The 15,411-nt window shown below is 62.5% G+C and carries 10 protein-coding genes; 3 read left to right on the forward strand and 7 right to left on the reverse strand.

The annotated features are described in order from the left end of the window. Window positions 1-2: 2 nt before the first annotated feature. Window positions 3-1,532 carry a glycosyltransferase family 39 protein gene (locus SLQ33_RS16540; RefSeq protein WP_319454945.1) on the reverse strand — a complete coding sequence of 510 codons (1,530 nt, stop codon included), beginning with the start codon at window positions 1,530-1,532 and terminating at the stop codon, window positions 3-5. A gap of 122 nt (window positions 1,533-1,654) precedes the next feature. Here SLQ33_RS16540 and SLQ33_RS16545 point away from each other — a divergent pair, with 122 nt between their 5' ends. Next, complete coding sequence (locus tag SLQ33_RS16545; protein ID WP_319454946.1) at window positions 1,655-2,470, forward strand: glycoside hydrolase family 16 protein; 816 nt, start codon at window positions 1,655-1,657, stop codon at window positions 2,468-2,470. On the opposite strand, the gene SLQ33_RS16550 is transcribed toward SLQ33_RS16545, so the two are convergent. The 6 genes from SLQ33_RS16550 to SLQ33_RS16575 all read right to left on the reverse strand — a co-directional run bounded on the left by SLQ33_RS16550 (window position 2,471) and on the right by SLQ33_RS16575 (window position 11,741). Then, window positions 2,471-3,277 (reverse strand): polysaccharide deacetylase family protein, encoded by an 807-nt coding sequence (locus SLQ33_RS16550; RefSeq protein WP_319454947.1) that lies wholly within the window; start codon window positions 3,275-3,277, stop codon window positions 2,471-2,473. Beyond that, window positions 3,274-6,639: a glycosyltransferase gene (locus SLQ33_RS16555; protein WP_319454948.1), complete on the reverse strand. Its 3,366-nt coding sequence runs from the start codon at window positions 6,637-6,639 to the stop codon at window positions 3,274-3,276. Before SLQ33_RS16555 ends, SLQ33_RS16550 begins: the two co-directional genes overlap by 4 nt. Continuing rightward, window positions 6,602-7,924: a teichoic acid transporter gene (locus SLQ33_RS16560; RefSeq protein WP_319454949.1), complete on the reverse strand. Its 1,323-nt coding sequence runs from the start codon at window positions 7,922-7,924 to the stop codon at window positions 6,602-6,604. Before SLQ33_RS16560 ends, SLQ33_RS16555 begins: the two co-directional genes overlap by 38 nt. Further along, entirely contained in the window at window positions 7,921-8,649 is a 729-nt protein-coding gene (locus SLQ33_RS16565; RefSeq protein ID WP_319454950.1) for a hypothetical protein, read from the reverse strand. Before SLQ33_RS16565 ends, SLQ33_RS16560 begins: the two co-directional genes overlap by 4 nt. Before the next feature lie 19 nt (window positions 8,650-8,668). Beyond that, window positions 8,669-10,537 carry a glycosyltransferase gene (locus SLQ33_RS16570; RefSeq protein WP_319454951.1) on the reverse strand — a complete coding sequence of 623 codons (1,869 nt, stop codon included), beginning with the start codon at window positions 10,535-10,537 and terminating at the stop codon, window positions 8,669-8,671. Between the two features lie 556 nt (window positions 10,538-11,093). Then, window positions 11,094-11,741: a hypothetical protein gene (locus tag SLQ33_RS16575; RefSeq protein WP_319454952.1), complete on the reverse strand. Its 648-nt coding sequence runs from the start codon at window positions 11,739-11,741 to the stop codon at window positions 11,094-11,096. 908 nt (window positions 11,742-12,649) lie between these two features. Here SLQ33_RS16575 and SLQ33_RS16580 point away from each other — a divergent pair. Together SLQ33_RS16580 and SLQ33_RS16585 are read left to right on the forward strand one after the other, a co-directional pair. After that, entirely contained in the window at window positions 12,650-13,675 is a 1,026-nt protein-coding gene (locus SLQ33_RS16580; RefSeq protein ID WP_319454953.1) for an aldo/keto reductase, read from the forward strand. Next, window positions 13,672-15,387: a GMC oxidoreductase gene (locus tag SLQ33_RS16585; protein WP_319454954.1), complete on the forward strand. Its 1,716-nt coding sequence runs from the start codon at window positions 13,672-13,674 to the stop codon at window positions 15,385-15,387. Before SLQ33_RS16580 ends, SLQ33_RS16585 begins: the two co-directional genes overlap by 4 nt. The last annotated feature ends 24 nt before the right edge of the window (window positions 15,388-15,411 follow it).

Here is a 15,411-nt window from a genome sequence, read left to right on the forward strand (position 1 = left end):
TCCTAGTGAGGCGCCAGCCGAAGGAGCCGAATCGTGTCCGGTGTGCCGCCCGGCACATCCACGGGCCGCAGGCGCGCGTCCCGATCAAGATCGCCGAATTTCGGCCAGCGGTGATCCACGACGAGCCACACCTCGTGCCCCCCAGTTGACGAGTCCTGAGCCACCGACCCGAGCTCGGCGCCGCCGTCCACCCTCCGGTACTCGAAGGCGTATCGCGAGTAGAAGTCCATGATCGTGGCCAAGGACCCCGGCGCGACGATGACCGGATCGGACGCCGCGCCGCCGGCATGCTGGGCGTGCTCGAGCAGGTACGCGACGATCGGCCGCACGTCGGAGTCCTTATGGGACGACGCGTAATACGCGTGCACGGACGGCAGCAGTAAGAGGCAGCATGCGCAGAGCACGCCGGCGACCCGCGAGGGCGCCAGACCCGTCCCGCTCCATCCGCGGGCGGCCGCGGCCACGATCAGCGGACTCGCATACGGCACGTACCGCCCCACATCCATCCAGCCCGACAGCGGCAGCAGCGAGAGTGCAAGCAGGACCGGCACGTATGCGACGCATGCGAAGAACACATCGCGCTCGTCGCACTTGCGCAGGATGATCGCCTCGAAGAGGCACCAGCCACCCACGGCGAGCACGCCGCCGATCACTACGAACTGCAACGCTCCCACGGCTTCGTTAGGCGGCAGGTAATAGCCGAAGACCAAGTCGCTAAACAGATCTAGTGCGAAGGCCGGAAGCTCTTCTAGCGGCACCGGCTGGCGCCAGTCCTGCCCGTGCGTGAGGTGCGCGAAGGCGGTTGGGATCCAGGGCGCGTAGGCGATCGCCACGCCCGCGTTCGCGATGATCCACGCCTTCCACGGCGTGACTGTCCGGGTGGCGCCCGCCGTCCGCGCGCCCACGATCACAAAGTGCAGCCAGATCGCCGCGATAGCCAGAGCTGTGAAGTAGTGCAAGTACAGCGCGGCCGCGGCGGCAATCGCGTAGAGCACGAGCGCCGATCGGCGCGTGCCCTCGGACTCGAGCCAGCGCCGATAGGCTAGGCACGCCCCGAGCACGGCTGCGCTCGCTGGCGCATACATCCGGGCTTCCTGCGCGAAGTGCAGCTCATACGGCGACAGCGCGCACCAGAGGATCACGGCGTAGCACACGACGCGCGGCATCGCGCCATCGATCAGCCGGAACAACAGATACAGCGCGAGCACGCTGCACAAGACCGACAGCATACGCATTGCGGCCAGCGAATCGCCGACGAGCCAAATCCACACCTTGAGCAGCAGGTAGTAGAGCGGGGGGTGGATGTCGGCCGCGGTCTGGGCGACGAGATCCGTGACGGAGCTCTTCGCCTCCCACCACGAGACGGACTCGTCCATCCACATGTTCTTGTCGGTGAGCTTCCACATGCGGAGCACGACCGCCAGCCCCAGCAGCAACCACAGTCCGGGGTGGGCAACGTTGACGACGAAGCGTCTCTCCTTGAGGCGATCTACAAGACCACTATCCGCGCGATGTTCCATCATTGCCCCCATCGGCAAATTTTAGTCTGTTAGCGAGAGAATCGCGTTGAATGACGAAAATTAAGCTGTCGGTTTGCCTGGATCGACCCAACCGATCTCCAGTTCGCGCTCGTCAACAGCCCTATACTTAGGGCGTGGCCAGCCGCCGCCGCTTGTTGCGAATTTCAGTCGTAGCCCTCTGCGTCGCCGCGTGTAGCAACATCACCGACGCGGCCTCTCAGCCGGCTTCACCGCCGTCCGGCGCGGTGTTCGACGACTTCGACGGGCCGACGGGAGCCCCACCCAGCAGCAAATATTGGACCTACGACCTCGGCCATCCCGGTGCGGCCCACGAGGAACTTCAGACGTATATCGAGTCCACCGACAACATCCGCCTCGACGGGCTGGGCCACCTCGTCATTCAAGCCCTCCAAACACCCACCGGTTACACGTCGGGCCGGTTGGTCACCCGCGGCAAGGTCAACATGCTGTACGGCACCATCGAAGCGCGGATCAAGTTCCCGACCGGACAGGGGATCTGGCCGGCGTTCTGGATGCTGGGGTCGAACATGGAGACTGTCTCGTGGCCCCAGTGCGGCGAGATCGACATCATGGAGCTAGTCAACTCCGGAACCACCTACTACGTGACTTTGCATGGGCCGCAAGGCCGCTCCGACTACCTCGGCGGCAGCGGAGTCGGGGCAGAGGGCGCGATTGCCGATCTCACCACGGATTTCCACACCTACTGGGTGACGTGGCGGCCAGACTCCATCTCCATCGGCGTCGATGGGACCACGCTCGAGCAGTTCACCCCGACGTCGCTGCCCCCCGGGGCGCAGTGGGTGTTCAACGACAATCCGATGTATGCGCTGCTGAACGTTGCAGTGGGCGGCGACTGGGCAGGACCCCCCGACGAATCGACACGCTTTCCGGCGACCATGCTCGTCGACTGGTTCAGATACACACCATGATCACGGGGCATTGTTCCAAAGAGTTCGCGCCGCTGAGCGCGTTCGCCGCGCCACAGCCCATCCCGCGGTCAGCGTGCGAGCGCTGGCGTACTGAAGCCGCAGTCCATGTTGGTTCACAATCCGCGCGAACACGTCCGGCGAAGTTGAGCGGCGAATCGTCAGGCGCGGCAAGCGAAATGGGTCGCAACTGGGCCCGGCTGACGCGTTCGCGACGGCGGCAGCCTGTAGGTAGCCGACCTCGCGGGTAACTTCTCGGACGCGCTTAGTGGAGTATCCGTACGGGTAGGCAAGACTTTCGATCTGCTGGCCGAGGCGGTCTTCCAACATGTGCTTCGAGTCTGCGAGCTCGGCTCGCAATCTCGGCAGGGAGATCTGGTCAAGCTGTGGATGGCTGTGACTGTGCGCGCCGATCTCGACTCCAGCGGCTGCCAGCTCAGCGAGTTGTGGCCACGACAGCATGCGATCTGGTGTCGTCCCGGCCGCGATTGGGCCGGCGTCGTGCAACCAACCGGTGGTGGCGAACACCGTCGCCGGGTAGCCCTGCCCGATCATCATCGGCAACGCTTCTTCGATGAAGTTCGCGTAGCCATCGTCGAATGTCAGCACGATGGGTTTTGGCGGCAACGGCTGCCCCGCTCGGCGGCGCTTGCACAGCTCGCCGAACGTCAGTCCGGTGAATCCCTGCCGCCGTAGGTAATTCAGCTGCACCGCGAACGTCGTGGGGGCAACGGAAAGCGCCCGCGTCGAGGTCGAAGGAGTGTCGCTGACCGAGTGGTACATCAAAATTGGCACGGAGGCGATGCTCACCGTCGCGCCCTCACACTACGAACATAGGCTGGGACGCCTTCGAGCATGCCTTTCAATTCCGTTCGGAGCAGGCTGTCGGGGAAGTCATGCATCGTCGCGTTTCGAACCGATTCTCTTCGGTAGAAGTCGTTGATAGCGCTCGGAATCAGGCGCGACAGGGAAAACACGAGCCTCGGTTCGTAGGAAATCAGCGCCGCATAGTAAGCAACTGTTCCAGTGCCGATTGCGCGAAGCTGCTGTTCCAAGTCGACGAGCGTCTCACGATGGTAGTGCCAGGTTAGCGCTGTCGGCTGAAATACCATGGTGTGCTGAGCAAGTAGGGTGCGCGTGAAAGCAAATGTGTCCTCCGACGCCTTGGCCGGTGTACCCGCGCCAAGAGCAACGTGGAATCCGTCGATGTCAACCAGGACGTCACGCCGGAAGGCCATGTTCGCGCCGGTGCCGAATGGCGGCAGTGGGTAGAGGGGACTCTGGGGGTCCCCGGGTTCGAAGATCTCTCGCTTGAACCCGCGTCCCGTGCCGTGTCCGCCGAACTGTTCAAACCATTGTTGGGGTTTGGTTCTCAGCTCGGCAGGTAGCACCATGCCTGTGACGCATCCGACCTCCGGGGTTGCCGAGAAGCCTCTGTCAACTTCGGCGAGCCAGTATCTGTCCGGCACCTCGTCATCGTCGATGAAGGCCACGATTTCCGCTTCGGCAGTCCGCCACCCGGTGTTTCGGGCCCTGGACAGGCCGGCCTGGGGTTCCAACGAATACCGCACCGGCACCGGCAGCTCAAGCGTTTCCAACACGGCTGGCACCGCGCCAGGATCAGCCGGCGCATTGTCAACGATGACGATCTCGTAGCGCGGGTACTCGAGGTGAGCCAGCCCGTGGATGCACTCAGCGAGGCGCTCTGGACGGTTGCGCGTGCACACGATCACCGAGATTGGTGGCGCAGTTTCCAGCAACCGTTGTCGCTCAGCCACGAAATTCAGTCGATTCGGGTCGAGGTTCAAGCCGTCGACGGGTAGCTCGCTGACGAGCGGCAGGCCGCTCGCGGTGAGTCGGGCATTCAGCTCGGAGCCGAATGACCGCCAGGCGGCAGATGCCGCACGGCCCGCGAAGCAATCCGCGTTCTCGATCTCGAAGTCAGTGCACCCGAGGGGTTCCGTTCCCAGGCGAACAAGCAGATGAACTCGGCTACTCCCACGGTCCTGTTGTTCCGCCATCGGCAGGGCCGGGACAGGATCCACAACGTCCCAGTCAGCGACACATGTTGGAGGGAAGAATCCGCCGCCTGCTCCCTCCGCCGTCACTAGCTTTGGCGTTTCGGAACTGCTCAGCGGATTCGAATGCCTGCTTCCCACAAGCATTTCCGTCAAAAATCCCGCAATGGCAAGAGTCAATCCGATGAGTATTGTGCCACCACGTTCGAGGCTCGCGACGTCACGCCGCAATATCCCCAGGTACAGCTCGCGAAGAAAGGCGCCAGGAAGTACGCGCGTCGTATATCGCCGCTCCAAGGACGTGCTTGCATTGGCCCCCATGAGCCTCGCCAATGCACCTTTGCCTCGGCCCTCGTTCCAGCACCGCCTAAGGAAAAAGACCAGCGTGCTTCTTTCCACGGGAACCTTGTGTGCGACCTGCGCCGAGGGGTCGTACATCCAGTATCCGGATGGAAGGGTTTTGAGCACTCGGAGACACAAATCCGTGTCTTCAGGGCGGGAAACTCGGCCGAGCTTGCCGAATCCCGGACGGAAGCCACCGACGCCATCGAACACGCTGCGCCGGATGGCCATGTTGCCCGACCACACGTTTCTCATCGGAGCAGCGACTTCCGGCATGCCCTTGTAGGAGCCACCAAGAACCCAATCGAACTCGTGCGGACACCATCGCGGACGAGCTTCTCGCCAGGCCAGTGTGAGCCCGCCGCCGACCCCGAAGACCTCTGCTTCGCTGAAGTGCCGGCAGAGCGAACGCAACCAGTCGGGTGTCGCTACCGCGTCGTCGTCGAGAAATACGACGACTTCGCCGCGGCTGTGCTCGACTCCGGTATTTCGTGCTCCGGACGCTCCCTTTTGGCAGGTGTTTTCCAGGACTGTCACACCGTCCAGTTCGGTTCTTGCGCGCTCGGCGAGAGCTGGGTTGTGGTCTATTACCAAGATCACTTCGAGCGGAGAATACGACTGCCGGACCGCAGAGGTAATGGCCTCGAGGGTGTCGTGCCAGCGATCGTCTGCATACGCAGCAATGATCACTGAGACAGCAGGCATCGCTGACGGGTTCTCGCCGCCGCATGAGAGCGCACCGGGGTTACCGCGCGTGGTCCCGCAGACGACCGTCGTATCCAGCGACAGCACCACGGCGTCGACCCGGGGGCCCGCGCTCACGATGGTCCTTGCCCACAGTTGTTCGGCGCGTGTTCTCAGGTAGCCCAACCCCGAACTGGCGATACCCAAAAGCATGGCCAGACCTCGGAGGCTCTCGCCCGAATCCGGCGAGAAGACCCGCCGCACAGCCGTTTTGGCGGTGGTCCGGATATAGTCACGTTCCAGCTTGATCGTCGAAGCCGCGCCCCCGAGTACCTTGCGCATCAACGCCTTACTGCAGCCCTCCAGGTAGCACCGCAGTACGAAGAAGCGCAATGCCGCGCGGTCGGCGGGCACTTCGTGCTTGATGACCGCGGTCGGTACGTATACCCAGCGGCCGCCGTTCACGGCGGCTATCCGGATGCACAACTCAGTGTCATCCGGACCGCGGACTCTCGCGCCCCGTCTGCTGAACTCCCCTCTGAATCCGCCCGCGTTACGGAACGCTGCCGTTCGCACGGCCATGTTCCCCGACCAAACATTGCGGACTTCGGAGACTTCGGTGGGCATACCAAGGTACGAACCTCCGACAGCCCATGCGAATTCGTCAGGAAACCATCGCGGTTTGGCAGACGACCATGCAGGGTCGTACCTGCCGCCAGTCCCCACGACGTCGGGGTCGACAAGCGGCCGCGCCAGTTCGAGCAGCCAGTCGGGGTCGGCGACCTCGTCGTCGTCAAGCATCGCCATGAAGCGCGTGTCGACGGCTTCCATCGCACGGTTGCGGGCGGGCGACGAGCCGCGCGCTCCCTCGTGGAGAACGACTGTGAGCCAATCGAATTCATCGGTGAGATGACGAGCCAAGGATTCGTTGTTGTCAACAGCGACGATTACCTTGCGCGGCTCGAGACTTTGTTTCCGGATCGACGTCAGTGCGGCCCTGATGCTGGGCATACGCTCTTCGCTGTAGCACGCCAGGATCACCGAGATGTCGACGTCATCGGCGCCGAAACTCCGCCCCTCTTGGGTCTTTTCAGGCATTGGATGGCCGCCCATGAACGAGCGGGACATCAAGGTCAGCAGCTCCTCGCTGACCAGATTGCCGTCTGGCCTTGAGAATGGCTGGCGCGAAGAACGCCGCTTCCAACACGATTGCCGCGCCGACCCCGATTCCGACACCCGTGACGCCGCCCAACTGCAACCCGATCTCGGCGGCGGTGAGTTCGAGGACCGCGCCTGCAGTTGCCGCCAACGCCGCTCTGCCCAGCGCGCCCTGGGCCCTCCGTACCGAGATGTAGATCGCTTTGGTCGCACCAGCGAACGTACAAATCGCGAGGATGGTGAAGCAGTACCGGGCGTCTTGATACCCGGGTCCGAAGATCGCCAACAGCGGACCTGCGAGGAAAGGACCCGCGATGGCGGCGGCAATGGATACCACCGCCGAGTAGCGCAGCGCGGTGTCCAGACCAGTGGAGAAGTGCTGCTGGTTCCCGCTGTGAAGCGCGAACATTGCGGTGCCGAGATGGATCGGAATAATCCAAACAACACCAATCAGGAGCAGAGTTACAAAGAATCCCGCGTTCGCCTCGTCGCTCAGCTGGGCAGCGACCATGATGGGCAATAACAGTCGGGGCGCCTGAGTCGAAACATTGACCCAGTGGTGACCCGCGGCGGTGCGCCATATCGGAGCGAACCCGCGAAGGGATGGCGTCGTCGTCAACCACGCGCGCAGCGCCTCCTTCCGCCGCGCCAGCGCGAGCAAGGAAACGAGGTTCCCGAACAGCCACACCAAGAAGATGGTTTGTGCGGACAGACCGACCGCGAGCGCGGCAAGAGGCAGTGCGAGCAATTTGACGAGCGAGAAGACTACATTTCGGGAAAGCTGCCGCCCGCTTTGCTGAATGCCGACCAGCGCGCCGTCCAGAACGAGCGTCACCGTGGTGACAGCGGTCCCGATCCCGAAGACTGCGACGCCGGTCGCGGTGCCGTACATCTGTTCCGTGCCACCGACCAGGTAGTGAACGACCGCATATCCCCCAGCGGCGGCGAATGAGACGGCGCCGGCGATTCCGAGACTGGTCAGTACGAGGCGCCTCACGTCGTGACCGTCCCGGCCTGACAGTTCGGCAATCAGCAACGTGTGAAGGCCGAGCGTGGCGAAAGCGGCGATGAATTGCATCGCAGAGATCACAGCGGCCGAGCGACCAACGACTTCAGGTGTGGTGAGGCGGGCGGCGACCAACCAAAATGCGAATCCAAGCACCGAAGTCACCAGAGTCGTGCTGTAGAGCGCGGCTGCAATTGTGACGACAACGTGACCGCCCGATCGTAGGCTCGGCGCCGCTTTTCGCTTCATTCCGAATCAATCCAGACCGTCCGATACGGCTGGTCGGTGATTCCGCCCCCGCGATACACCGAAGCGGTCGTCTTGGGGCCTTCCACCGGGACGACCTGAGTCCAAACCTCATTGGGCGCCAATGTCACACGCAAAGTCATCGACTGCTTACTCGTCTCCACGACGATCGTGAAGTCTTCTGCTGTCGACTCGTGGCTCTTGATTCCGAGTTGGGCATGCGTTGCATGCCAAGGAGACTTTTCCGGGTTGTCCGGGACGAGCCAGAGTTCGGTGAAGGTCTTCTGGTGGCCGTTCTCGCCGGAGAGAGTCACGACAATTGCCGCGGTCACAATGGCCACCGACGCCAGAACTTTTACGACTGACGCCGCGGACGCGGCTTGGAAGGTTGGACGGGTCCACCGGACCGGACCGCCTACGCCGCGTACCCGCGCTACACCATAGGAAATGAGTGTGACGGCGAGGGCAAAGGTGACCCAGCCGAATTGGACCAAGCCTGACCGAAATGGATTGAGGATCAGACCGCCGACGACACCAACACTCAAGGAGCAGGCGACGATTGCTACGTACCTAGGGCCGGAGCCGGCATCGCGGGGCATTATCGCGCTCGCCAACGCGACTCCCACTAGGAGAAAACAGAGCACCGTGCCAGCAACATGAGCCACCACTTCCGGCACGTGGGGCAATACGGCCAAGCCGTAGCACACCAGCGCCGCCAATGCGACCAAGTCGATTGTGCGAAATCTACTAGCCATATGGTGACCCCCGACCGCCTCGCATATCGAATAGGTGGTCATAACCCGAGTCGTAGATACGGGATATTCCGGGATGGTCGTCGAACTTGACGAGGCCAGCGACGTCCAAGGGTGGTCGCCCTATAAAGGCGTGAGTATCTGTCCAGAAATAAGCAGAATTCATCGGCGCGGCCTGTGACATCCGCATATCTACGTCGACATACATCACCGACAGGTTCCGAATGAATTCGGCGTCTTCGGGCGTGAAGTTTTCGGTGTAATACAGCTCTTCCGTTTCGAAGACCGGGTCGACCCTTGCGAGTGTTGACAGGAGAGTCAGGGAGGTAAGGTCGCCGACGACACGACTTCCAGGTTTCAGATGCGTTGCAGCCCACTCGGCTTTACTCGTACCCACCGTATCTACTCCACTTGGGTTGCCGTCGATCCTGAACGGCCCAGGAAGCCGCTGCCACCATGCGGGGACACCCGTCGCGATTCCACCTACGAAAAGGACGACCGCCAGTACAGTCGCCGCGATGAGTCGGCGTTCGGGCCGGTCGAGTGACAGGTTGCCAATGCGCGGCCGGAATGTTGCCGGGTTTGTAAGGACCACGGCAATCGCCAGCCCGGTAAAGAGTGCCGTGAACGTGAACGCACGGCCGGCCAGCTCGCCCCCGTTTTGAATGATGAACCGCGTCGCAACCGCGCCGAGGTAGCTGACGAGCGCTAACCAACAAAAGCATCGCTCCAATGGCGGCCGGTTCCTCATTCCAATGCTTACGCGAAGGAGTATCAAGGTGAAGAGCACGCTGACCGGGGCAAGCACACGATCGAATAGTGGCGTCCCTGGCGGGAATTTCGGGATCGTCAGCTTGATTTCCCGCCAGTGAGCCAAGTCATGGAGGATGTAGCCAGTGTGAATGCTGAAGTACTCAAAGGTATAAGGCGCAACAGAAAACGCCCAGCAGAGATAGACACCTGCCCCTGCCGTGGCGCAGAGTGCCAGGCGCAATGCGAGGTGGCGGCTCGCGCGAAAGAAGGCGGTGGCCAGGGCGAGGATGGCCAGCAGTCCGATCGTGGCGATGCTTGTCACGTGGTGCGTGATAGCCAGGATCGCAAAACAGGCGAGGCAGCCGCCGAAGTTGAGATAGCGACCCCGTTCATTACTGGCAAAGCGAATCGCAAAATAGATTGCCAGCACCAGAAATGGCAGTGCGAGGGTCTGATAGATGAACGACGTATCGAAATACGCTGCGTGCGGGTTCGCCAGATACAAGACGGCGCCGACACACGCCACTCGTAGGGATTGTGATACTTCACGCAGGAGGAGCAGGATGCAACCGGCGAGCAATACGTGTGCCACGCTCGAGATGAGAATGCCGGAAATAAACGGGCCCAGGGACGACGTTTGGATGAGCTCGGCCGTGACATTCTCCAGACCCGGATACCCTCGACTTACCGGAAGGCTGTAGTTCGTCTGGTAGAGATGCTGCGCGGTGAGAAGGGTATTGAGCGCGCGCCAATGCTGGAGCTCGTCGGAAAACGTGAACATCTCTGGGCTGTACGCCCACCGAAGGAATGACTGCGTACTGGCGTACAGAAGCACCACGACTACCCGCTCGCGAGACGAAGCCGAGGGATTCAGTGCGCGCCAGAAGACGAAAACGAACATGATCAGTTGCCCGGCCCAGAACAATGGCGCGGCGAAACCCAGGTCTTCCCGAGACCGTGCGTAGGCCAAGGCTACGAGAAACACCCCCGTTGCAACGACCAGCATTGCGTCGGGAATGCCGATGCGGATGCCCGTGCGGACCGTGTCCGAATCAGCCACTTCGCGCTCGCGATCATCAAGACCGGCGGCGCCGGACGAAAGCTCAACCACCTCAACGTGCCTCAACGGACCGAGACTCCTCGGACTCGACGACGGCGCCGGCAACCGGGCCTGGCTCGGTTATGCATCGACGTACGAACGGCGGGCGACTCGGGTGGTGCGCACGGACCGAGCCGATGATGAAATCGCGCACGGAGCACGACAGTGAGACGCCGATTCGGGTACCACGCTTACCCCTTCCCCCTAGCGAAGGCCGAACGCTGGCAACCAGCACCGCGGCACACGCACGTCGCCGAATGCACACGACTGTGACTGTCGTCACACCCCCCGTGATTTGCAAACCGTAGCACTGCTGGACAGAGTCTGGCAACGAAATGCGGAGCAAAAGAGTGGAACCATGTTTGGGTGGAAAATGCAGGCTGAAAGGCCAGGCTAAGCACACATCAGGTGTGAACTCGGTCTGCAACAGCAAGTGAGACACTGTTCGCCAGTCGACCGGCCCGTGGCGAGTCGAGGTCCGTCATGGATCGCCCATCCTGCTTTTGAGCGCTTGTCGTCGGATGCCTGACCGGCAAACCTTGTCGAGCTCGACGCGAGGCTCAGCGCCTCACGATGCCGAAGGTGGGAATTCCAGGTCCAGGAGTCCGATCGGGTGTTCCAGGTACCCCGCGGCCGTCTCGATGACGCGCCGATCGAACACATTGTCGTGGAAGGACATCGCCACGCTGCGGACGGCACCGAGCCTTGAGTTGAGAATCGTGACGCTGTTCGGCCCGCCGGGGTCAATCAGGCCGGTCGCGGACCGGTCGCCGTCCCCACGCCAGGGCATGTCATCGAGCATCGCCGTGATGTCACCCATGTCCGTGTACATCACGTCGGCCGGCGCACCACCGAAGCAACTGGAGGGCACGACGGGCCGACGTCCGAACGGGAGTAACGCGCGTGCCGAAACCGCTCCCATGGCCGCCAGCGGCACCGCCGCAGCGGTGACTTCACGCAGCCGTGCAGCCACGGTGGGCAATCGGTCATCGACCGCCAATGGAACGTCGATCCCGAAAATGAAGTTACTGTTGACCGTTCGCCGCTTCGGAAGGTAGCGGCGGCTGTCGAACGCCACCATGACCCCGTCGGTCATCCGCAGACCCGCCGACCGCAACGCGTGCCGCGCAATGTACAGCCAGACCGCGGCGCTTCCCGACGTCGCAGCGTTCGCCCGACGCCACTCGTTCACCGCGGCCTCTGAATCGGCGTCCACGCGCGCGACGACGACCGCGGACGACGGTGACCACGGCACTGATTCGCCGGGCGCAGCGTGCGGACCGCTGGTGCGGGCAGAACGCAAACCGGTTGTGTGCCTCCATAACATCCCAAGGCGGGCCGGATGAGCGAACGTGTGCACGAGAGCCCGTGGCAGCGCGAGTGACGTGTCGCGGTTGGCTACCCACGGCGCAACGTGACCACGGGAATGCGTGAACAGTGCCGAAACCAATTCGAGGGCCAGCCGCCCATCGCCGAGACGGTGATCGACGTCGAAGGCGATGTGACGTTGTGAGACATGGACTTCCAGCGGAGAGTGACATCCCGGCCGCCGCCGGATGTGTTGCAACACGGCCGCATCGCCGTCATTCACCACTGCTTCGGGCAATTGGTGAACCGGCACCGTTACGTCAGGGTCGTAACGCCAAATGCGCCGACCCGGTCGCGGGGCCACCCCCACCCGTGTGTGCGGGCCGGCGGCCGCGATCGTTGCCAGGGCCTCGTTCACAACGGAAGTACTGGGCACTTCCAAGCCTGTGAACAGCGCAACGTACCTGAGGCCGACGAACAGCTGGTCCATACCGCTGGCCCAGTGCGCTCGCGGCGTCTGGCCCGGGTGAGGCTTCGACGTCTCACCGGTCACCGACGCGTACTGCTTTCGTGAGCTACCGATCTGACAAACACTGCGGGTGAAGCGTCGGCATGTCAAGCGCCGGATATCCGCGGTAAGGCACCACGGTGACCGCAATTAACTAGTTCGATGCAGTGGGCCTGCCGCATGCAGGTAGTTCACTGTATCTATATGCATGACCCTTTGCCGAGGGGGATAATCGCTCTTCTGGAACCATGGCGAAGGGGCATCCGCCACCACGCTCGCCCTGCGAAGGGTGAGACGAGGAGCAGCTAATGTTGGACGACCGTCAACCGGCCTCAACCGACCTGCCTCGCGCGTCTGGTCCCCGTTCCTCTGCATGTCAGGCTGCGCTCGGATTTGGCTGTGCGACTGTCTACCGGCTGCCCAGCAGGCGCGACCGCCGGGCTGCACTGGAAGCCGCCTACGAATCCGGAATCCGGCATTTCGATGTTGCCCCCATCTATGGTCTCGGGCTCGCCGAGCGCGAGTTGGCGGACTTCATCGGGAACCGGACAGACATCAGCGTCGCGACGAAGTTTGGCATCAAACCCACCCAAGCCGGTCGACTTGCCGGGATGGTTCAGGGGCCAATACGGCGAGCTCTGCAACTGTCGGACAATCAATCTTTGGACCGCGGTGACGGCAGTGAGCGGGTCCGCCGCGTCGCGGAACGCGTTCTCTATGGTGACCACGACTATTCCGTCGCCAGTGCCCGACGGGCGCTCACCGCTAGCCTGCGGACATTGCGCGTCAAGCGCATCGACTATTTCTTCCTTCACGAACCGGCCGGCGCCCTGCCCGTTGTCTGCCCCGACGTCGTGGAGTACCTGGAACAGGAACGGTGTCGCGGCCTGATCGGACAGTGGGGCCCAGCCGGGGAGCTAGCGCACATGGACTCCAGCTGGACAATCTTGAGCGATCACGCCACAGCTCATCAGTTTCCCTACGACCTCATCGGCGGATGGGGTGGACCTCGGCCGCAACCGGGCCGGGCCACCATCACCTTTGGGTTTCTTTCCCTGGCTCTGCCACGCGTAAGGGCCTTGCTCGCGGCCAAGCCCATCTTCCGGCAGCAATGCAGTGAACTGCTTGATGCCGACCTGGAAGATCAACGCACCGTAATCAGATTGCTAGTGCGTGACGCGGTGACCCACAACCGATTCGGCACGGTGCTGATGTCTTCGACAAAGGTGGTCAACATCAGGGCGGTTTGCCAAGCCGCGACCGCCCCCCTCCCCAACGAGGCGGAGGTATCGAGCAAGATCCGGCAGGAATGCCGTACCGACGGTGAGCGATGATTCTCTCCGGCAACGACATTGCGCAGGGGGCGTGTCTAAGTGCTCGCCTCGTTGTCATCGGGGCGGGACCAGCGGGCATCGTCTCGGCGTTGGAAGCCGCCGATCGGGGTGTTGACGTGGTGCTGCTCGAGACGGGAAACAGAAGACCGAATCCCGGGTACCAGAAGTTGTCGGTGGCCCACCGACGACGCCCGGACACGCACGCACCGGTCGAACTGGCCGTCAGCCGTCAGATCGGCGGTACGTCGTCGATCTGGGGCGGCCGCTGCGTTCCCTATGACCCAATCGACTTCGTCGATCGCGACATCGCACCCCAGTCCATCTGGCCCGTGAAATACGACGATCTGCAGTTGTACTTCGAACGCGCCTGCCAGTGGTTCCAATGTGGTCGCTCGATGTTCGACGTGAACGAATTGGAGCACTTGCCGGCGCAGATGATCCCCGGCCTAGTGAACGGAGTGGTAAAGACGTCCTCGCTCGAACGGTGGTCACTTCCAACGGATTTCGGAAGGGAGTACTTCGACCAACTCCGTGGCGCGGTCACCCTGCGCGTTGTCACCGATACGACCTGCGTGCGCATCAACCTCGATGACGATCAGACCCGCGCGGCCTCCATAGACTGCCGGACTTTGTCCGGGCGGTCGTTCACAGTCGTCGCCGACGACTTCATCGTCGCGGCAGGTGGGTTGGAGAGCACCCGACTGCTGATGTGTTCACCCGGTCGGGAAGGCCGCAGCCTGGGTGACCATTCCGGCCATCTTGGTCACTGGTACATGGCGCACCTCGAGGGAGTCATCGCCGACCTCGTGCTGTCCACGCCGGCGCAGGACACCATCTACTCGTACGAACGCGACATCGACGGCTCATACGTCAGACGACGCTTTACCTTCGCCGCGGATTACCAGATCGAGCACAACCTGCCCAACATATCGGGATGGATCGCCAATCCGGAGATACCTGATGCTTCGCACCAGAACGCGTCGCTGTCGTTGACCTATCTGATGCTGATCTCGCCACTTGGCTGTCTGCTCGCACCGCCGGCGCAGCGGCTCTCGTTGACAGGTACCAAGTTCCCGGGAACACCCTATGGCACGGCGAATCGATCGCCGGTAGGGGCACACATTCTGAACATATTGCGGCATCCGATCGAAACGTTGTGGTTTGCCTTCGATTTCGGGGCAAAGCGGGTGTTCGCGCGCGGCCGCAAGCCCCCGGGCTTCTTCGTGTCGAATACCGCCAACCGCTACCCGATGCAGTATCACGGGGAGCACCTGCCCCACTACGAAAGCTGCATCAAGCTTTCAACGGATGTCGACGGTCTCGGCATGCCGAGACTCGATATCGACATTCGGTTCACTGACGAAGACGTCGACGGTGTCCTTGCCGCCCACCAGCATTGGGATCGATACTTGCGGGCGAGCGGTCTAGGGCGGCTGGAGTACATTGCCGACGATCTGGCGGCGGCGGTGCGGACGCGCGCCGGCGGCGGGTTACATCAAGTGGGCACCACACGGATGTCGAACGATCCCGCGCACGGCGTCGTCGACGAGAATCTCGCAGTGCACGGCGTACCGAATCTTCATGTCGTCAGTAGTTCGGTCTTCGTGACATCCGGACAAGCCAACTCCACCTTCATGATTGTCGTGTTCGCCGTTCGCCTTGTTCAGCGGCTGTACGGGTGCCAAATGAATCGGGATCCAGACCGTGCATGAGATTGGGCGTGGCGACCTGCGGGC

It is taken from the genome of Mycobacterium sp. RTGN6 (assembly GCF_033804605.1).
GTDB lineage: Bacteria > Actinomycetota > Actinomycetes > Mycobacteriales > Mycobacteriaceae > Mycobacterium.

What these genes read in the sequence shown, in the direction of transcription:
- SLQ33_RS16540 (WP_319454945.1), bottom strand. Translation starts at nt 1,532, where the DNA reads ATGGGGGCAATGATGGAACATCGCGCGGATAGTGGTCTTGTAGATCGC.
- SLQ33_RS16555 (WP_319454948.1), bottom strand. Translation starts at nt 6,639, where the DNA reads ATGTCCCGCTCGTTCATGGGCGGCCATCCAATGCCTGAAAAGACCCAA.
- SLQ33_RS16560 (WP_319454949.1), bottom strand. Translation starts at nt 7,924, where the DNA reads ATGAAGCGAAAAGCGGCGCCGAGCCTACGATCGGGCGGTCACGTTGTC.
- SLQ33_RS16580 (WP_319454953.1), top strand. Translation starts at nt 12,650, where the DNA reads ATGTTGGACGACCGTCAACCGGCCTCAACCGACCTGCCTCGCGCGTCT.
- SLQ33_RS16585 (WP_319454954.1), top strand. Translation starts at nt 13,672, where the DNA reads ATGATTCTCTCCGGCAACGACATTGCGCAGGGGGCGTGTCTAAGTGCT.